An 18,721-nucleotide genomic window follows, 5' to 3' on the forward strand; every position below is an offset into this window, starting at 1 on the left:
TTCACATGAGGCAACGAACCACGCTTCCCGGACCTATTGACGTGAGGCAACAGGGTGCCGACGTCGGGCCTTCAACTCGCGATTTCCGCCGGCCCGGCGGGTGGTCCTCGCGGAAGCGGGCTGAATAGGGTAAGTGCGCCGCTCCCGGTAGAATAGTCGTGCAAGCTCGCGGAGCGCCCTCATGACAGAACGGCGTGAGACGGCACCTCCGCGGCAGCCTTATCTAAGGTTCACCCAACTCACGCACAGGAGTTACCGGATGCCCCGGATCGTCGTTGACGTCATGCCCAAGCCCGAGATTCTGGACCCCCAGGGGAAAGCTATCGTGGGCGCGTTGCCCCGCCTCGGCTTCAACAGCTTCAGCGCAGTCCGCCAGGGCAAGCGATTTGAACTGACTGTCGACGGCGAGGTGACCGACGCTATCCTGGCCCAGGCCCGCGAAGCTGCCGAGACACTCCTGTCCAACCCGGTCATCGAAGACGTCGTCAACGTCGAGGTTGTCGAGGCCTGATATGACGTCCATCCCTTTGATTGGCGAGGCCGTGGCCGTCGCCGCCGACGCCAATGGTGCCCGCAAACTCGCCGGCGCCAAAATCGGCGTCGTCACTTTCCCCGGCACCCTTGACGACCGCGACGCCGCCCGCGCAGTGCGGCTTGCAGGTGGCACGGCGGTGCCGCTGTGGCACGCCGATTCCGAACTCGGCGACGTGGACGCCGTGATCATCCCCGGCGGCTTCTCCTATGGCGACTACCTCCGGGCGGGCGCCATCTCGCGGTTTGCGCCGCTGATGTCCGAGATCGTCAAGGCTGCAAACTCCGACGCAAAACTCCCTGTCCTGGGTATTTGCAACGGATTCCAGATCCTGACCGAGTCGCACCTGCTGCCCGGGTCCATGATCAAGAACGACCACCTGAAGTTCATCTGCCGGGACCAGGTCCTTCGCGTGGAAAACGCCAACACCGCGTGGACCCTGGACTACCAGGACGGCCAGGAAATCACTGTGCCGCTGAAGAACCAGGACGGCCAGTACATCGCGGACGAGAAGACCCTGGACGCCCTTGAAGCTGAAGGCCGCGTGGTGTTCCGTTACGTGGGCTTCAACCCGAACGGTTCCCGCCGCGACATCGCCGGCATCTCCAACGCTGCCGGCAACGTGGTGGGCCTCATGCCGCACCCCGAGCACGCAGTGGAGGCCGGATTCGGTCCGGAATCGCTGGACGGAACAGGTGGCCTTGACACCGACGGACTGGGGTTCTTCACCTCCGTTTTGACCAAAATTGTGGGAGGCAGCAAGTGACCACGGAAACCACCAAGAAGTTCAACATCGATACCGTTGAGCACGCTGCGAAGACCCCTGACACCGAACTCCCCTGGGCCGAGCTTGGCCTGAAGCAGAACGAGTTCGACGAGATCGTCAAGGTCCTCGGCCGGCGCCCCACCGGCGCCGAGCTGGCGATGTACTCCGTCATGTGGAGCGAGCACTGCTCCTACAAGTCCTCCAAGAACCACCTCCGCCAGTTCGGCGAGAAGGTCACCGAGGAAATGAAGAAGGACATGCTGGTTGGCATCGGCGAGAACGCCGGCGTCACCAACCTGGGCGACGGCTGGGCCGTGACGTTCAAGATCGAGTCCCACAACTCGCCGTCGTTCGTTGAGCCTTACCAGGGTGCCGCTACCGGCATCGGCGGCATCGTCCGCGACATCATCTCCATGGGCGCCCGCCCGGTTGCCGTGATGGACCCGTTGCGCTTCGGTGCGATCGACCACCCGGACACCGCCCGCGTCATGCACGGTGCCGTTGCCGGCATCGGTGGCTACGGCAACTGCCTGGGCCTGCCGAACATCGGCGGCGAAATGGTGTTCGACTCCGTCTACCAGGGCAACCCGCTGGTGAACGCTCTGGCCGTGGGCGTCATGCGCCACGAGGACATCCGCCTGGCCAACGCATCGGGCAAGGGCAACAAGGTTGTCCTGTTCGGTGCACGCACCGGCGGCGACGGCATTGGTGGCGCTTCGGTACTGGCATCGGAGTCCTTCGACGACACTAAGCCCTCCAAGCGTCCGGCTGTCCAGGTGGGCGACCCCTTCGCCGAGAAGGTGCTCATCGAGTGCTGCTTGGAGCTCTTCAAGGGTTCGCTGGTTGAAGGAATCCAGGACCTTGGTGCCGCTGGTATTTCCTGCGCCACGTCCGAGCTCGCCTCCAATGGCGACGGCGGCATGGAAGTTGAACTCACCTCCGTCCTGCTGCGCGATCCTACGCTAACCCCGGGCGAGATCCTCATGTCCGAGTCGCAGGAACGCATGATGGCCGTGGTCACCCCGGAAAACATCGCAGCGTTCGAAGCCGTCATGGACAAGTGGGCCGTGGAGTACTCCTGGTTGGGTGAAGTGACCGACACAGGCCGCCTCATCATCACCTGGGAAGGCGAAGTGATCGTCGACGTCGATCCACGCACCGTTGCGCACGACGGCCCGGTCTACGACCGCCCGTTTGCCCGCCCGGAGTGGCAGGACTCGGTCCAGGCAAACTCCTTCACCGGTTCCGTCGAGGATGCCGGCCGCCCGTCGGCTCCATCCGAGCTGGCCGCAGCCGTCACTGAGCTCGTGGCATCGCCGAACATGTGCAGCAAGTCCTGGATCACCAACCAGTACGACCGCTACGTTGGCGGCAACACTGCCATGGCGTTCCCGGACGACGCCGGCGTGGTCCGCGTTGACGAGGAAACCGGCCTGGGTGTTGCCCTGGCCACCGACGCCAACGGCCGCTACACCTACCTTGAGCCGTACCAGGGTGCACAGCTCGCGTTGGCTGAGGCCTACCGCAACGTCGCAACATCAGGCGCTGTTCCCATGGCCGTCAGTGACTGCCTGAACTTCGGTTCACCCGAGGATCCTGATGTCATGTGGCAGCTTGCCGAAGCCATCCGTGGCCTCTCGGACGCCTGCATGGAGCTCGGCATACCGGTGACCGGCGGCAACGTCTCGCTGTACAACCAGACCGGCACCACGCCGATCCACCCCTCCCCTGTGGTGGCAGTCCTCGGCAAGCTCGACGACGTCGCCCGCCGCACGCCGTCGGGCTGGCGCGAAGACGGCCAGGCCATCTACCTGTTGGGTACCACCGCGGCAGAGCTGGACGGTTCGGAATGGTCCAACCTCCGTGGGCACCTCGGTGGCCTGCCGCCGAAGGTAAACCTCGCCGCGGAACGTGAACTGGGAGAAATCCTGATCAACGCTTCACGCGACGGCATGGTTGACGCCGCTCACGACCTCTCCGAAGGTGGCCTTGCAGCTGCCCTGGTTGAGTCCTCGCTGCGCTACGGCGTGGGTGCGCGCATCGCGCTTGAAGAGCTCATGGAGCGCGACGGCGTGGACCTGTTCACCGCACTGTTCTCCGAGTCCCAGGCCCGGGCCATCGTGTCCGTGCCCCGCTCGGAGGAAGTCCGCTTCAAGGACATGTGCACCGCCCGCGGCTTCGCCCACCTCCGGATCGGCGTTGTGGACGCCGCCGGTGGAAAGCTGGAGATCAACGGCGTGGACGAGCTGTCTTTGGAGGCTCTCAAGGAAGCCCACGAAGCTACCCTGCCGAAGTACTTCGGCTAGGACGAGCTAAGGAAACGCGGGGCCACACATGGGGCCCCGCGTTTCCTGTTTCTGCGCTGGCCGCAGCTGCGCTGGCGGCATTAGCTGGCTGGCCACACGGATTGCCGGGCCAGCTGGGCCGTGAACTCCGGTTCCGGCAGGGGCCTGCCAAAGTAGTAGCCCTGCCCGCTGGTGCAACCAATACTCCGGAGGGCTTCGGCCTGCTCGGCGGTCTCGATTCCTTCCCAGACCCCTTCCAGCCCGCATGAACGAATGACCCGCTGGATCGCCGCGATGAATCCCAACTGCTCCGGGTCCCGGCCAAGCTCCTGCACGAACTGCTTGTCCACTTTGACCCGGCCTACCGGTAACTTCCGCAGGTAGCCCATGGACGAGTAGCCTGCGCCGAAATCGTCGATGTCCAAGCCCACGCCCAGCCGCTGCAGGCTCGCCAGCGTGTACCGGTCCAGCTCGTTGTTGTGGATGATGGCACTCTCGGTGAGCTCCAGAACCAAGGATTCCGGCGGCAGCCCTGCTCCCGCGAGGACCTCACGGACGTCGTCCACGAACTCCAGGCTCTGAAGATCCGCGGCAGAGACATTGATTTGCATGGAGAATTTGTGCCGCGCGGTGCTCTCATTAAGTCGCCACCGCCGCAGTTGACCAACAGCGGCGCGCAGGACCCACCTGCCCAGCTCGGCGATCAACCCGGTTGCCTCCGCCACGGGAACGAACTGGTCCGGCATGATGATGCCGTGCACCGGATGGTTCCAACGGACCAAAGCCTCGCTGCCTTTGATCTTGCCTGTGGCCAGGTCAACGATCGGCTGATAGTAGAGGACCAGCTGGTCCGAGCGGATGGCCTCCCGCAGTTCCCCGACGATCTGCCGCTGGAGCTGCCGTGCGTGCAACATGTCGGGATCAAATACTTTGAGCTTGTTCCGGCCCTCGCTCTTGGACTCCTCCATGGCCATGTCGGCTTCCTGGAGCAGGTCTTCGGGGCTGTGGTGCGGCTCGGCGATCCGCAGCCCCAAACTGGCCCGGCACCTGATGCTGTTGTTGCCGAGGTCGATACTCGGTTCCAGCGCGGCAAGAATGCGATTCCCGACGGCGGTTGCCTTGCCTTGGGCGGTGGCGGGGAGGAGTATCGCGAACTCGTCGCCACCAAGGCGAGCGACGACGTCGTTCTCCCGCACTGCGGAGCGGATGCGCATGGCCACGGTGACCAGGGTCTGGTCCGCGGCAGCGTATCCGGCGGAATTCTTCAGCGCCTTGAACCCGTCCAAATTCAGCAGGAGGAGGGCAGGGGGCGAGGCCCCGCGCTTCATGGCGTCCTGCGCCTGGATGAAAGCCTTCACCAAGGCCAAGCGGTTAGCCAACCCGGTGAGTGGGTCTCGGAGGGATTCGCGCCGCTGCTCATAGCGCGCTTGGTGGAGTTCCTGCATCAGCGCCTGGACGTGGCGCTCCAATTTCCCGATCCTGGGGTCCAACTCCGCGGGAGGCGGGTGTTTGGACCTCACGATTCTTCCAAGCGCCGGAGGCTGGAATCGGCCACGGCCGATGGCTTGGACACGGGGTGGCGCCGCTCATCCAAGAAGACTCGATAAGACGCGATGTCCAGCTTCCCGTCGGACTCCACTTTCTTCCCGGCCCGGTACACATGCGTGATCCAGGAACCGCCAAGTATGGCTTCGATCCACGCATCGCATTCGGCGAGGGGCAGGTGTACGCGGGTGCCGGTGTTTCGCCGGTGCCCCGCTATGGATACGGTGATGCAACTGCCCAGGAGGCCCTTGTCGGCCGTCAACCAGGCGAGGCCTTCGACGTCGGCTACTATGGTCAAGTTCGCGTTGCCGTCCCCCACCGACTGCACTGGCGCCATCCGGACCGAGCGGCGGTCCGCGTTCAATGAAGCCGATGTGCTGCTCCGATAGGAGGGGCTGGTGATGTCCTGGCGGAACGCCGAGAGCTCCTGGTTGTGCTGGATCTGGATCCTGGTGGTCAATTCATTCATGATCTTGCCTCATCCGCGATGGTGGCCGCCCCAGGGCGATCCGCTCCTACAATCCGGTTTCTTCCTAGTGCCTTGGCGCTGTAAAGGGCCGCGTCCGCTACCTCGATCATGAAATTGAGGCTGGCGAGGGCGGGGCTGCTGGCGGTCACACCGTAACTGATGGTGGGGAAAGTGAGACCTTCGGGAACCTTGGTTGCTGCCATGTGCCGGCTGATTTCCGCCGCAATGCTTTGGGCTCGCTCTTGGGTGGCGCCCGGAAGGAAGAGGATGAACTCTTCGCCCCCGTAGCGCCCGATCAAGTCCGTGGACCGCACCGAGGCACTGCAGGCATCCGCGAAGGCCTTCAACGCCGCATCGCCCGCCCCATGACCGTATTCGTCGTTAACGGCCTTGAAGTTGTCCAAGTCCGCGAGGACCACCGCCGCACCGGACTCGTTGGAGCGCAATCGCTTCAACTCCGAGTTGGCCAGTTCAAGGAACGCTCCGCGGTTCAACAAGCCCGTCAGGTGGTCCCGCGTGGCGCGCTCCCGGAGTCCCTTGATGAGTTGATCGGTGCTGAGGGCCGTCATGCTGAAGGACACCGTCACTAACAGCACCATGGAGACCAGCCCCGAGGGAGCCGGGCCAAAGTAGGTCTTGAAGGTTGCGCTGGCGGGACCTTGCGTTGCGTAGACCACCCAGCGTCCCAAGTAGTAGACGGCCAAGAGCCAAGCGGCCAAGGACAGTGCCTTGTGGACCTGGGAGTGGTTGGCCTTAATAAACCAAAGGTCTCGGGCGGCGAGACTGATACCGGCCGTCATCATCGCCAGGTACACGAAGCCGCCGGACCAAACGTTGACGGCGGGATTTTCGAGAAAGGAAGCGATGGCTGTGATCCCAGGACCCACGGCGAGCTGCCACGGAGCGGCTCTCAAGTCCCGCAGGGTACGGGCACCGGCCCAGACGCTGAAGGCTCCGGCTACCACCAACACATTGCCCGCTGGATTTGCCCATTGCTGGTGCACAGTGCCGTTGAGCAGGAATGCCGTGTTGCCCAGCATGAATTCGAGGAGGGCTACGCTCCACCAGCCGGCGTAAGGGGAGCGTGTGCGGCGGTACGATGCGCAGAAAAGCACCAGGAGGGTGACCGTGACCACCCCCAAAGCAACCCTCACTGAAAACGAATCCAGCACCACGGTCCAACCCCCTCAGCTGGTCCTGCATGAGCCTTTGGAGCAAGTGTCGCGCAGCCGGCTCAACCTCCCTGCGGCGTTGCCTCAAGATTGGCTCAAGAATGGCTCAAGCAGCGAGCCGGTGAGTCACGCAGTCTTTTGAGTTATCCAGCCCAGTGGCCGTCGTCGTGGAATTCTTCCTCCAAGCCGTGCGGGGTTTTCTCCCATTTGTGCGGACTCGTCAGCATCTGCCAGGCGGCACGCCAGGCAGCCACGGAATGCAACACCCAGTAGAACGGGTTAAGTAGGGCGAAGATCGCGATCCGCCAGCCATGGCGCCGGAGGGTGGCTACACCGGATACCACAATCATCATGGCGTTGCCGAACAGCATGGAAACCACTCCGCCTACCAGCAACCACGAGGGCAACACCAGCCCGACGACGTCGTAGCCCACGTACGTCACGATGGTGAAGCCGACAACCAGCGGGTACGCCAGGAAAGCCAGCGGCGTCCCAAGGATCAAACCCAGAAACCCGACGGCGCCGGCCACGCCCGTGCTGTTGATGTAGCGCAGGGAGTTCCTGGTGTTCACAGCGGAGGTCACCATGTACCCCTTGATCCACCGCGTGCGCTGCTTGATCCAGGCCGGAACCTGCGAACACGCTTCCTCCCAGGTGGTGGAGTTGATGACTCCCACCCGGTAACCTTCCACGGCGGCCCTGAGTCCCAAATCCGCGTCTTCAGTGACGTTCCACGGGTCCCACGCTCCAACCTCTTTGAGCAAGGACGTCACGAAATGGTTGGAGGTCCCGCCCAAGGGCAGCGGGATACCTGAGTTGTCCAGTCCCGGGAGCATGGAATCGAACCAGTGCGTGTATTCGATGGTGAACATGCGTGTGAGGACGTTCTGGTCGGCGTTGAAGTAGTTCAAGGCCGCTTGCACGCAGATGAGGGGCTTGCGGTGTGGGTTGAGGTGCCTGCGTTCGAACTCGTCCTGCTGGAATGCCGCGATGGATGCCCGGAGCTGACCTGGCTCGGGCCGGTCTTCGGCGTCGTAAATAACCACGTACTCACCCCTGGCAAAGGTGAGCCCGTAGTTGCATGCGCGTGGCTTGGTTTGCGGCTCCCCCCTTGGCACGATCAGGATGCGCACGTATTCCGGAGGCCTGGACGCCTTGGCTGCTGCGATGGTTTCGGCGTCGTCTTCTTCGAGGAGGACCAAGACGTCCAGCTTGGACCGCGGGTAGTCCAGCCGGCCGAGGTTGGTGAGAAGTTTGTCGATGATGTTGGCTTCCCGGAATACCGGAACCAGGATGGTGTAGACCGGAAGATCACCGTCCGGGACTCGCTCTCCGGTCATGGGTGGAAGTCCTCGCCGCGCCCTTTCACGGTCCCTTGCTTTGGCGGTGCCCGCGTCCCGGATCAGGTCGAACGGGCGGCGGAGGCTGGCCAAGGATTTGAAGCCGATGCTCACCAGGAAAACGACGTTTGCCGTTGCCAGCAACACCGTCACCGCGGTGAGCGGCTCCACCAGGAACGCAACCACCGTGGTTGCCAGGAGGACCAAGGGAAGGTACCACTGCCATGGCGTCAAGGCTATGCGCGCCGACTCCCCCGGCCGTTCTTCTGCGAGCCGCTCAGCGGACTCGTAGAGGAGGTGGCGGCGGAAGGAACGCTGGATGGACTGGTTGATGTCCCAGTCCGTAGTGGTGCGGAATTCGACGTCGTCCACTCCGAAGATCCCGCGGGCGTCCGCCGCGATGTCCTCCGACGGCGCCACAGCCGTAGCGAGCGTGAGGACACCGTCATCCAACCGCCAAGGCAGCCACTGCGGCTCCCCCAACGAGCTGAAATTGAGCTGCTCCATAAGCTCGTCATCAGTGGGCTCAGCTACCAGGTCCACCAGCGGTGCGTCCCACTGCCGGGCCAGCACCTCATAGACACGACGGCGGTCCAGCCCGGTTTCGAGGATAAGGTGCCTGCCCAGGAGTCCCCCTTCGCTGGAGGCACGGCGAAGGGCACGCCCAAGCTGCTCAGGACTGATGAGGCCCGCCGCAATCAAAGCTTGTCCGATCGGCTGCCTGTCCAGCCCGGGGGTACCTCGGTGGAGAGGCGGCGTCATGAGTCTGAGGTCCTTTCATAGATCCGGTGGGTCGGTGTGGAGAAGGCCAAGGAGTACCGGACCGGGAAAGACGGGTCCTTCAGGATCGCCTGGTAGACCAGATCCGTGGGGCCGGAGTCCGTTGCCCCTGTGCCGCCTTCGACGTTGACAAAGACCCACTTGGCGTACTTGGACGGGGCTCTCAGCGCGGGAGCAAAGTAGTCACCCGAAGCCCTGTTGAAAATATCCTTGAGCGGGATGCCCAACACGGGGAGCACCGCGTTCCCGCGCGCGCTCTCGTCCATGAGGATGCCACCGGATTGGTATTGCTCGTGGAGCCAACGGGCAGCGGCGGTGGAATTCGTGGTGGAATCCGCTGACATCTTTCCCTCGGCCAGTACGGCAAGCCTGGCCGCGGGATCCGCGCTCCACCAGACGTTTTGGACCAACAGGGCCGCCAGGAGCGCTCCTATCAGCCACCGGCGGACTTTTTTGGGACGAGCCAACTCCTCGACCGCTACTGCTACGAGAATGGCCAGCAGAGGAAGCGCCGTGAGGGCAAAACGGTTGTTCCACCACGAGGTAGGCAGAGAATGATCGTTGTTGATGGCCGTTTGCCCCAGAAACAGGCTCACCAACGCAAACGCGTACGCGCTGCCGCTCACGGCCACCAACAGGGTGCTGTTGGCCAGGCCGCGCCGAAAGACGAGGACAACGCCGCCGCACGCGGCCAAAACGAGGACGACGACGCCCACCGTCTCCAGCAGCGACCAGTGGAAAGTAGCCAGTGTGAGGCCGAGGTTTCCCTTGGTGGGCAACAGGCCGCCGTCGGTAATGCTTTTCTGTTGCGCGTACGCGGAGTACTGCCCGAACATGAACTCCAGCGGATTGCCGTACACGGCCCAGTTGTAAGAGATCCACCACGCCACAGCAGCGGCGGGCACCATGACATAGCCGCCGGCCATAACGAATGCTTCCCGCCAACGGCCTGTCCGGCGTTTGGCCACGATGAAGACAAACAATGTTCCCGTCATCACCAGCGCCCAGCCCTCGTACCGCGAGAGGACCGCGGCGGCGGAGGGAATCCCGGCGAAGACTGCCAACTCGCCTGCACTCATGCGACGCCGGCTGGTGGACCAATGCGCCAACCCTGCCATCCCGCCCACAATGCACATGATCAGCACCGGCTCGGTCAATGCCGTGGTGTAGACGTACAGGACCGCGGGGTTTGCCAGGACCACCAATGTGGTGGCCAGCCGTCCGGAGCGCCCCAGGCCAAGCCGGGCCGCGATCAGGTACAGGCCCGTGGCGGTACCTGACAAGGCGGGGATACCCAGCAGCCCCGCGGCCCAGCCCGTGCTGAAGAGCCACATGTTCAGCACGAACGGTGCCAGCAGGAGATGGGGCATTGGCAGCCAGACGGTACCGAGCTGCTCAAACCCTGGGGCCTTGCTGTCAAAGATGCGTCGAGCGATGGTCAGGTGGCTTTGGGCATCGGAGTACTCCAAGTTGATGCCATGCCCCATCGAGTAAAGGCAGGCCGCATACCCCACCACTGCAGCCGCTACTGCAATGATCCGTGTACCGGGAACCTTACGGCCTTGAACCGGGGCGCCCAGCCGTTCCCATGCGGCCCTCGGACTGATGGAGACGCTAGTCGCCATGGGGGGGCTGGCTGGATTCGGACTGGCTGGGTTCAGTCGCGTGCAGTTCGGCATCCACGTAGGCGCGCGCTGCCGCGGCGCGCCGTCGTGACAGCCACGTCCGCAGCGCCAAAGCGAGCACGAGGAGCACCACAGCCGCGCCGATCCACCATGCGTACGGACGGTAGTCGTCCGTCACGGCTTTCTGCGGGACCACAGCGTTGCTGTCCAACAACACCGGCGTCCCTGCCGGCTGCGTCACCAACAGGTTCCTGGAAAGTGAAGCCCACCCTCCCTCCACGGTGGCCACATGGGACGCAAGGGAACCTTGGAGCGTTGCCGTCCCCGCGGCGTCGGACCCTGGCGTCCAGGCTCCCAACATCAACACGTCCCGGCCGCCCTGGTCGAAAGCTTCGAGCACGCCATACGGCGCGTTGGTACCCACGCCGTACTGGATGTCCCCAGGCGAAATGGTACGGAACTCCGCCAAGCGCAACGGCGCCGAGAGCTTGTTGGCAATCTCTGTGGTGGCGCCCACAACCAAGCCGGACTCGGCGGAGTCAGCGAATGCGTCCATGCCGACCAGACGGGTGTCCAGGAACTGTGCGCTCTCACGCTGAAGGGCCGCCACCAATGTGGCTGCGTTGATGGTGTTCGCCTGGGCGCCACCCCCACCAAACGCCACGGGGAGGCTCTGCCCCAAGGCCTGCGGGAAGCTCTGGAAGCCTGGCTTCGATGAGGCACCACGAACGGCAGTTACGGTGCTTCCGGCAGTGTCCAGGGTTACCTCCATGGGCATCGCGCCGGTGGGACCGTTGCAGTCACCGCCAACCGGCAATGCAGCCATCCGGATGCGCAGGCCGTTTTTTGCCTGAAGCTGCCCGGAAGGAACATCGGCGTCGACCGAGAAGCTGTCTCCGCCGTCGAGGTTTTGGGAGCTCAGCAGGTAATCGTTCCAGTACACCGAGAGTTGCGCCTGCGCGTTGGTGGGGACGGCCGTATGGGTTCCCTTGAGCTGGATCTTCACGGCTGAAACCGGGCCACCGAATTGCGATTGGCTGATGCCAACGTAGGATTCCGGCGTCCCGTAGCCAGAGAGCTTGAGCGTCGCGCTGCCGAGGTCCTTGAGGCTCTGCGTCAGGCCGGGCGACGCCGGCAGCGCGGAGGTGAGTCCGGTGACCGCGGCCGCTGCTGCCAGCGCGGTCTTATCGCTGGCCAAGGCACGCGCCGCCGTGCGGAGTTGTTCGTCATGGCCGCTGAGGATCAGCTGGGGCAGGCCGGCAGCCGTGCCGAGCTTAGTGCTGGTTTCACCTTGGTCCGGCAGGACAGTAACCAGACGGCTGCCCGGCGGAAGGGTCGCCACACGCCCAGCGACCTCGGCATCCGGAACCACGCTTACGGATGCATTCGGGTAGCGGTACGAGATCGCGGCAGAAGCCGCCATGACGGCAGCGGACACATCAGCGCGAGGATCCGCGGGAACGGAAACCACGACGGCGGGGACCGAGGCCGGGAAAAACTCGGCTATGGTGGTGGGCGCCTGCGCAGTCCCCGAGAAATCAACGGTCAACCCTTTGAGCGTCGCTGTGGAGCTGGACACGATGCATTTGGCTTGATTGAGGGGTTCGAACTGCAGCCCCACGATCAGTTGCTGGTCCGTGACATCGGCGGCGGACACCGCGGCATCAAGCGGGAGGTTAGCGGCAGCGTTGGCCTCCAACACCACCCGGCCGTTCACCGTTGCCCGGATGGTCCCCTCGGGTTTGCCCGATACATTTACCGTGCCTCTGACCCGGGTGGGTGCCAAGCCCGCTGTTACTGGGACAACCAAGGTTTGCTCAGCTTGGCCTGCGAGCGCCGACACGCTGGAGCTCGTTTGGTAGCCCGCTCCCTGGGCAGGGCCAGCCGCCAGTGCTGACGGTGCTGCCACGCCCGAGAAAAGGAGCGTGGCGGCGCAGGCCAGGAGAACGGGGCGTTTCAAAGTGGTCGTGACGGGGGTTCGGGGCACGTTGTCAGTCCTGAGTAACTAGGCAGCGAAAGAGTATGGACGGCCGGATGCGGCCGCCCTTCCATACACTGCCGGGCAGAACTCAAGACGTGTTGCTGAGTTGTGTCAAGATTCGATCAAGTCGGTATGACAATAATGAACTATGTGGATCGGTTGGATTGAATTCGATGTCCTCATGGGGGACGTCCATAGCCTCAAAGAGAAGCGCTCGCTGGTGCGGCCCCTGCTGGCTGAACTCAAGCGGCGCTTCGAGGTTTCGGTGGCCGAGACGGGCCTCCAGGACCAACACCGCCGCGCCTTGATCGGCGCGGCGCTGGTGGCCCCGGACCACGCCCATCTCCAGCAGGTGCTCGACGCCGTTGAACGGTTCGTGGCGGGCCGCCCTGAGTTTGAGCTGCTCAGCGCGCGGCCGCGGGAACTGCACAGCGAGGATTAGTACGCGATGGTCAGCTCACCCATGCGGTCCCATCCGCTGGCGTCGATCTGCCGGCTGATGATACGGGGAGTCTCCACCAACGCCTGAGGCATGTCCGCCATGGCCTTTTTGAAGTGTTCGCTGCTGACGTGGGCCTCAGCGGCGTCGTCCTGGAATGCTTCCACGAGGACGAACTCGTTGGGGTTGTCCACGCTGCGCGACCAGTCGAACCACAGGTTGCCGGGCTCGGCGCGGGTCGCTTCGGTGAAGTCGGCCACCAGGTCCAGCCAACGTTCGGACCAGTCGCGCTTGACCTGGAACTTGACCACAATGAAGATCACGGGCTGCTGCCTTTCGTTGCACTACAGAACCGTTCCATCCTGTCACCTCAGAACTGAAAACCCGACGGCGGCCCGCACCGTGAGGTGAGGACCGCCGTCGAACGCTGTTTTGGCTTTGTTGTGCTACTTCCGGGTCGTGCCTATTTGGAGGTTCCCTGCGAGACCGAACCCTGCAATTGGCGCTGGAAGATCACATAGACAATGAGCACAGGGATGACGGTGACGCTGACGGCTGCGAACAGCGCGCCATAGTCCACGGCGTAGCCCATCTGGCCGGCGAAGGCTGCGAGTTCTTGTGAAAGGACGCGCGGGCCCGCTGCATTGATGGACACCGGAATGAGGAACTGGTTCCACAAACCGAGGAAGTTAAAGATGGCAACCGACGCGAGTCCGGGCTTGGCCATCGGCAGCATGACCTGGAAGAACGTCCGCCACTCCCCCGCTCCGTCCAGGGCCGCCGCCTCGGTAATTTCGTGGGGCAGCGACTTGAAGAAGGAGAACAGGAAAAACACCGTGAACGGAAGCGCGAAGCCCACGTAAACCAGGATCAGCCCGGGCAGGGTGTTCAGCAAACCCATGTTCTTCAGGACAAAGAACAGCGGCACCATGGCCAGGAAGATCGGAAACGTCAGGCCGGCCAGCATCAGGTAGTAAATGGCCCTGCTGCCGGGAAAGGTGTACCGGGCCAGCACGTAGGCGCACATGGCACCCAGCACCATTACGATCACCAATGCCGCAGCGACAACCACAATGGAGTTGAGGAAGGCACTTCCAATGCCTGCCTCGCTCCAAGCCCTGGTGTAGTTGTCGAACCTCCATTCACCCGGGAGGGAGAACGGCGATGCGAAGATCTCGTTCGAGGTCTTGAAGGAGGACATGAACGTCCACAGCAACGGAAGGATGACGATAACTGTCCATATCGTCAACGCGGTGTGCGAGACCGCGCCGACTAGCCTGTCGCTTGTGGTGGCAGTCGGCGTCCGCGGTTGGAAGTGCAGCGACTTCATTTGCGGAGCTGAGACTTTGGTTGACATTACAGGCTCACATCCTTGTCTCCGCCAGTGAGCCGATTAACAACGAACACCAGGCCGGAGAAGATCAGGGTTGCCAAGGCCAGTACCACTCCCATGGCGCTGGCCAAGCCGAACTGGCCCTTGCTGAACGCTGTGAAGAACAGTTGCTGCGACATAACCAGGGTGGAGTTGTCCGGGCCGCCCCCGGAGTTAAGCGCGGCCATGTAGACAAACGCGTCCAGCGCCAGGATTCCCATGTAGATGTACGCCGTCTGGATGTTGTCGCGGATCAGGGGAATGGTGATGGAAACAGCGGTGCGGAAACGGCCGGCGCCGTCGATCCTTGCCGCCTCGAAAAGCTCAGCCGGAATACCTTTGATGCCAGCGACGAACAGCACCATGTAGAAGCCCACAAAACCCCAGACGATCACGAACATCGTGGCCACCATGGCCGTGCTTTTGTCACCCAGCCAAGCGAAGTCCTTGAATTGATTCAGGCCAACGCCCCTGAGCAACCCGTTCAACAATCCTCCGGAGGGGTCATAGATCTGGCCCCACATGATTCCAATGGCGATCGCTGGAATCGTGTAGGGGAAGAAGGAGACCACCCTGTAGAAGCTGGAGTTCCTGAGACCTTTGATCTGCCCTTTGCTGCTTCCACCCACTGTTACCAAGGATGCGAGTATCAGGCTGAGGATAATGGTGATGATCGGCAGGAAGATCACCAGGAGGACGTTGTTCCCCATGGCCTTCATGAAGATGTCATCCGTGAAGATCTTGGTGTAATTCTGTAGCCCAATGAAGTTCTGTGTGGGCGAGAACCCTGACCAGTCAGTCAGGGAGTACCCAAAGGCCTGGACGAAAGGCCAGATCACGAAAAGGAGATAGATTGCCAGCGGAAGTCCAAGGAACACCGCAAAGAAGCTGATCTTGTCCCACGTCAACGGCTTGCGCCGGCGTTTCATTGCAGTCACTTCACTTCGATCTTCTTGACCGAGCTGTCGTTACGGACCTTGTCGCTGATCTTCTGGAGGTCCGATGTCAGGGTGGCGACGTCCGACTTCCCGTCAAGGAAGGTGTTCCACACCACCAGCTGGTCCTTGTTAGTACCGTAAAGGTCGATGAAATTCCAGGTGTAGATGTTCTCGCCGGCGTCGCTCAGCAACTTGGTTTGGGAGACCAAGGCGGTGGATCCGAAACCGTCTGCGGGAACCGTGTCCTTGACGATGGTGGGGGCGAGTTTGGTCTTGGCGAAGTTGGTTGCGGCATCCTTGGACAACATCACTCGGAGCAACTCCTTGCCGCCTGCGACGTTCTTGCCCTGGGACGGAACAACGTAGGGCTCACCGGCCGCGCTGTGAAGAGAGGTGTATGGCTTCTTGGGGCTGGCAGTCACCGAGGGAACCGGCGCGCCTGTCATGTTGAAGCCGGCCTTGGTCTGGTCCTTCATTTCGTTTTCGATCCAAGAACCCGATGGGTAGAACACTGCTTCCTGGGTGTTGGTCCACTGTGCCTGCGCCGCGGTGAACTGGGTACCGGAGCCACCGGGCTTGAAGTAGCCTGCTTTCACGATCTTCTCCAAAGCCGTGAAAACGGACTGGATCGCGGGGTGGGACCAGCAGTCGGCCTTCAGGTTTTCCAACCCGAGGCGGACGTCGTCGCCGCCTTCCTTGATAGCTGAGGCGATCGCCATCTCCTGATAATACGTCGCCGCTTCTTTGCCCCACACGAACAGGTACTTTCCCTTGGCTTTGGCTTGCTCGCCGAGGGCATACATTTCATCCCACGTTTTGGGGACTGACCAACCATTGGCCTTCAGTAGTGAATCCGAGTACCACATGGCATAGACGGTCAGCACGTAGTTAAGCGCAGCCAATTTGCCGTCGAAGGTACCTGGCGCCAACACACCGGTGTACAACGTGTCCTTGATGACCTTGCCTTCGAGGTTCTTGGCCTCGACCACGCTGGTAAGGTCCTCCAGTTGGGCCAGGATGGTGCTGAAACCGATGGCCTTGGCGCCGGAGTTGTCAATCAAGTCCGGCGGATTGCCGCCAACGAAGCGCGGCTGGAGTTCTTGGGCGATGTCCGTGGAGGGCGATATTTTGGCGGTGGAGCCGGAGTGGTTCTTTTCCAGGACCTTGCCGGCGAAATCGACGTAATCGATGCCATAGCCGCCCTTGAAGATCACGGCGTCGACAGTGGCCTTGTCGGCCATGCCGAACGGGTTGGTGTCAGAGACAGCTCCCGTGGGGCCGGCGTTGCTGCTGCTGCCGCTCCCCGCGCAGGAGGCAAGGGAGCCTCCCATGGGAACGAGGACTGCTGCAGCGAGTGCCCCGCGCAGGAATCCGCGGCGGCCAACAGACTGATGCTGAACGTTCATTTCCAAACCCTCCAGTGACTCGTTTATGTCGACTGGCGCGGCAGCGGCCGTTCAGTCAGACAGTCTGGGTTGGCGCTCTGGCAGCACCAACCTTCGTGTGACATACTTCACCACGGGTGATTGAAAATCAATATTTCGGGCCAGTTTCGATCAACATTTGTCAAAGCGTGATCTTTCGGCGGAGGGTTGAAATAGTCCGTCAGAGCCTTTCGGCGGCCCGCGAGAGCCTTGCCCAACCCAGCTGTTCCTGCTGCTTGCGGCTCAGGGTGGCAACCACGAGATCGTAAGAATCCTCCACCATGTCGCGGACCATGTCATCGGGCAGGGCGCCGTCCAACCGCACACCGTTCCAGTGGGTTTTGTTCATGTGCCAAGCCCCGGCGATTTCGGGGTGGGCGGCTCGGAGCTGCTCAGCCAACGCCGGCTCGCACTTCAAGCTCACCGACCAATTCTCCGGATCCATCGCGGAGAGGGCGAACATCTTGGCCTCGTGCCGGGCGCCACCGGCGACGGCGGCCCGCACCTTGAACACAGACGTCTCGGGCCCAAAGGGGAAATCCTCGAAGGCCCCCGGAAAGCTTAAACAGATTTCGCGGAGCCGGGAAACGTCCATGGGGAGAGCCTACAGCGGGCTCCAGTCGCTACTGGGCAACGCTACTGGGCAACGCCGAGGAAATCCTCGAGCAGCACCACTTCGAGCCCGGCCGCCAACTGGGCCGCTCGGAAAGCCGCAAAGTCTGCGGCGAACTCCGGCCTGAAGTGCATCAGGACAATGTCGCCCGGACGCAGGGAGTTGCCCACCTGGTAGTCCATTTTTCCAGCGTTGGCTTTCGCTTCCCACGTGATGACCGCTTTCAACCCTGCAGAGGCGACGGCCCGGCGCATCACAGTGGAGTAGGCCCCACCTGGCGGCCGGAACAGGGTTGGGCGCCGCCCGAACTGCTGCGTGGCATAGTCCTGCATCCCCGCGATGTCGTTTAACTGTTGCTGGTAACCCCACTGCCGCACCATGTTCACGTTGTGCGTGACCGTGTGGTTTTCCACCAGGCTTCCCTGTGCATGGAACGCCTTGAAGAAGCCGGGGTTGTCCGCGATGGTGTTCTTGGTCAAGAACAGGGTTGCAGGGTAGTCGTACTCAGCCAACAGCTGCACCGACTTGGGCGACTTGACCGCGCCGTCGTCGATGGTCAGGAACACTACCGGATTCTTGGTCGGGATTTTGGTGATGACCGGAGCCAGGCCCCCGACCACTGGCGGGAGTTGGTAGTCCGGGATGAAGGTCCGACGGACCCGCTTCGTGCCGGTGGGGCTTGGAGTGGGGGCTGAACTTTGCGCCACAACCGGCGAGGCCGCCGACGTCGGCCGCTGAGGCGGCTGCGACGGTGACGTGCAGGCCGTCAGGCCGGCAACAACCGAGGTGCCGAAGGCACCCAGAATCGCGCGTCTGGTAGGCGTGGAAGATGGCACCACAGAGTGGTCGTCGCACATGGTTGTCCCCGGGGGCTGGAGGAATGAATCAGCTGCACCTTAGCAGACGAAAAAGTCGGAAGAACTACAAGCCGTAATGCCACCCTTCCCGCGCGGGGCAGGAGTTGACCACGACATCGAGCCATGCTTCTTTGGCGCGCCGGGTGGCCGCCTCATCAAAAACGCCGAGTTGGAGCCACAAAGCCTTGGCTCCGACGGCGATGGCTTGGTCCACGACGGCGCCGACGCGCTGGGAATTGACGAAGCAGTCAACGACGTCGATGGGATGATTCCGGGCGGGAATCTCGGCCAGGGTTTTGTAGCCCTTTTCGCCATGCACGTCTTCGCCTTTGAGATTGACGGGGATGATCTGCATGCCCATCCTGTCCCTGACGTAGAGCGATACATCGTACGCCGAGCGCCATTCGTTGGTGCTTAGCCCGACGATCGCCCACGTGCCCTTTGTTCGCATCAGCCGCTCCACGACGGCCGGATCGTTGACGTGCACCATGACTCAAGCCTACTCCTGACAGCGCAGGATCGATCAGCCGAATAATCTGCGGCGGCAAGTGCGCGAAGTCGGTGTCCGGCGAATATTACGCAT

The 18,721-nt window shown here is 62.6% G+C and carries 17 protein-coding genes; 4 read left to right on the forward strand and 13 right to left on the reverse strand.

Going from position 1 to position 18,721, the window contains the following annotated elements; all coding sequences use genetic code 11:
* Positions 1-259: 259 nt before the first annotated feature.
* Genes purS through purL form a run of 3 tightly spaced genes read left to right on the forward strand, consistent with a single transcriptional unit; the run spans position 260 to position 3,604 of the window.
* Complete coding sequence (gene purS / locus QRN04_RS08620; RefSeq protein ID WP_011773385.1) at positions 260-511, forward strand: phosphoribosylformylglycinamidine synthase subunit PurS; 252 nt, start codon at positions 260-262, stop codon at positions 509-511.
* A 1-nt stretch (position 512) separates the two neighbouring features.
* Positions 513-1,298, forward strand: coding sequence for a phosphoribosylformylglycinamidine synthase subunit PurQ (gene purQ / locus QRN04_RS08625; RefSeq protein WP_284975608.1), 786 nt, complete (start codon positions 513-515; stop codon positions 1,296-1,298).
* Positions 1,295-3,604: a phosphoribosylformylglycinamidine synthase subunit PurL gene (gene purL, locus QRN04_RS08630; RefSeq protein WP_284975609.1), complete on the forward strand. Its 2,310-nt coding sequence runs from the start codon at positions 1,295-1,297 to the stop codon at positions 3,602-3,604. Before purQ ends, purL begins: the two co-directional genes overlap by 4 nt.
* An 80-nt stretch (positions 3,605-3,684) precedes the next feature.
* Here purL and QRN04_RS08635 read toward each other — a convergent pair whose 3' ends face one another.
* The 6 genes from QRN04_RS08635 to QRN04_RS08660 all read right to left on the reverse strand — a co-directional run bounded on the left by QRN04_RS08635 (position 3,685) and on the right by QRN04_RS08660 (position 12,501).
* Positions 3,685-5,103, reverse strand: coding sequence for a putative bifunctional diguanylate cyclase/phosphodiesterase (locus QRN04_RS08635; protein WP_284975610.1), 1,419 nt, complete (start codon positions 5,101-5,103; stop codon positions 3,685-3,687).
* On the reverse strand, positions 5,100-5,597 hold the full coding sequence (locus QRN04_RS08640; protein WP_284975611.1) for a hypothetical protein: 498 nt from the start codon (positions 5,595-5,597) through the stop codon (positions 5,100-5,102). Before QRN04_RS08640 ends, QRN04_RS08635 begins: the two co-directional genes overlap by 4 nt.
* Positions 5,594-6,772: a GGDEF domain-containing protein gene (locus QRN04_RS08645; RefSeq protein WP_284975612.1), complete on the reverse strand. Its 1,179-nt coding sequence runs from the start codon at positions 6,770-6,772 to the stop codon at positions 5,594-5,596. The genes QRN04_RS08640 and QRN04_RS08645 overlap by 4 nt, the downstream gene beginning before the upstream one ends.
* A 140-nt stretch (positions 6,773-6,912) precedes the next feature.
* On the reverse strand, positions 6,913-8,871 hold the full coding sequence (locus QRN04_RS08650) for a glycosyltransferase (RefSeq protein WP_284975613.1): 1,959 nt from the start codon (positions 8,869-8,871) through the stop codon (positions 6,913-6,915).
* Positions 8,868-10,514 (reverse strand): ArnT family glycosyltransferase, encoded by a 1,647-nt coding sequence (locus tag QRN04_RS08655; RefSeq protein WP_284975614.1) that lies wholly within the window; start codon positions 10,512-10,514, stop codon positions 8,868-8,870. Before QRN04_RS08655 ends, QRN04_RS08650 begins: the two co-directional genes overlap by 4 nt.
* A complete protein-coding gene (locus QRN04_RS08660; RefSeq protein ID WP_284975615.1) occupies positions 10,504-12,501 on the reverse strand; it encodes a cellulose biosynthesis cyclic di-GMP-binding regulatory protein BcsB in 1,998 nt (665 codons plus the stop codon). The genes QRN04_RS08655 and QRN04_RS08660 overlap by 11 nt, the downstream gene beginning before the upstream one ends.
* Positions 12,502-12,643: 142 nt before the next feature.
* Here QRN04_RS08660 and QRN04_RS08665 point away from each other — a divergent pair, with 142 nt between their 5' ends.
* Positions 12,644-12,937, forward strand: a complete 294-nt coding sequence (locus QRN04_RS08665) for a DUF503 domain-containing protein (protein WP_284975616.1) — start codon at positions 12,644-12,646, stop codon at positions 12,935-12,937.
* Here QRN04_RS08665 and QRN04_RS08670 read toward each other — a convergent pair.
* From QRN04_RS08670 to QRN04_RS08700, 7 genes are all read right to left on the reverse strand, one after another.
* Positions 12,934-13,257, reverse strand: coding sequence for a putative quinol monooxygenase (locus tag QRN04_RS08670; RefSeq protein WP_284975617.1), 324 nt, complete (start codon positions 13,255-13,257; stop codon positions 12,934-12,936). The two genes, QRN04_RS08665 and QRN04_RS08670, sit on opposite strands and share 4 nt — an antisense overlap.
* 140 nt (positions 13,258-13,397) lie before the next feature.
* Positions 13,398-14,291 carry a carbohydrate ABC transporter permease gene (locus QRN04_RS08675; RefSeq protein ID WP_284975618.1) on the reverse strand — a complete coding sequence of 298 codons (894 nt, stop codon included), beginning with the start codon at positions 14,289-14,291 and terminating at the stop codon, positions 13,398-13,400.
* The gene (locus QRN04_RS08680) at positions 14,291-15,235 is read right to left on the reverse strand and encodes a carbohydrate ABC transporter permease (protein WP_284975629.1); all 945 of its coding nucleotides are present in this window, start codon (positions 15,233-15,235) and stop codon (positions 14,291-14,293) included. The genes QRN04_RS08675 and QRN04_RS08680 overlap by 1 nt, the downstream gene beginning before the upstream one ends.
* A gap of 5 nt (positions 15,236-15,240) precedes the next feature.
* Positions 15,241-16,650 (reverse strand): N-acetylglucosamine/diacetylchitobiose ABC transporter substrate-binding protein, encoded by a 1,410-nt coding sequence (ngcE, locus tag QRN04_RS08685; RefSeq protein WP_284975619.1) that lies wholly within the window; start codon positions 16,648-16,650, stop codon positions 15,241-15,243.
* A gap of 199 nt (positions 16,651-16,849) precedes the next feature.
* Complete coding sequence (locus QRN04_RS08690) at positions 16,850-17,263, reverse strand: MmcQ/YjbR family DNA-binding protein (protein ID WP_284975620.1); 414 nt, start codon at positions 17,261-17,263, stop codon at positions 16,850-16,852.
* 41 nt (positions 17,264-17,304) lie between these two features.
* Positions 17,305-18,138, reverse strand: a complete 834-nt coding sequence (locus QRN04_RS08695; RefSeq protein WP_284975621.1) for a polysaccharide deacetylase family protein — start codon at positions 18,136-18,138, stop codon at positions 17,305-17,307.
* 64 nt (positions 18,139-18,202) lie between these two features.
* A complete protein-coding gene (locus tag QRN04_RS08700) occupies positions 18,203-18,628 on the reverse strand; it encodes a CoA-binding protein (RefSeq protein ID WP_284975622.1) in 426 nt (141 codons plus the stop codon).
* Positions 18,629-18,721: the final 93 nt, after the last annotated feature.

Origin of the sequence: Arthrobacter sp. efr-133-TYG-104, from assembly GCF_030208915.1 — a bacterium.
Taxonomy (GTDB): Bacteria; Actinomycetota; Actinomycetes; order Actinomycetales; family Micrococcaceae; genus Arthrobacter.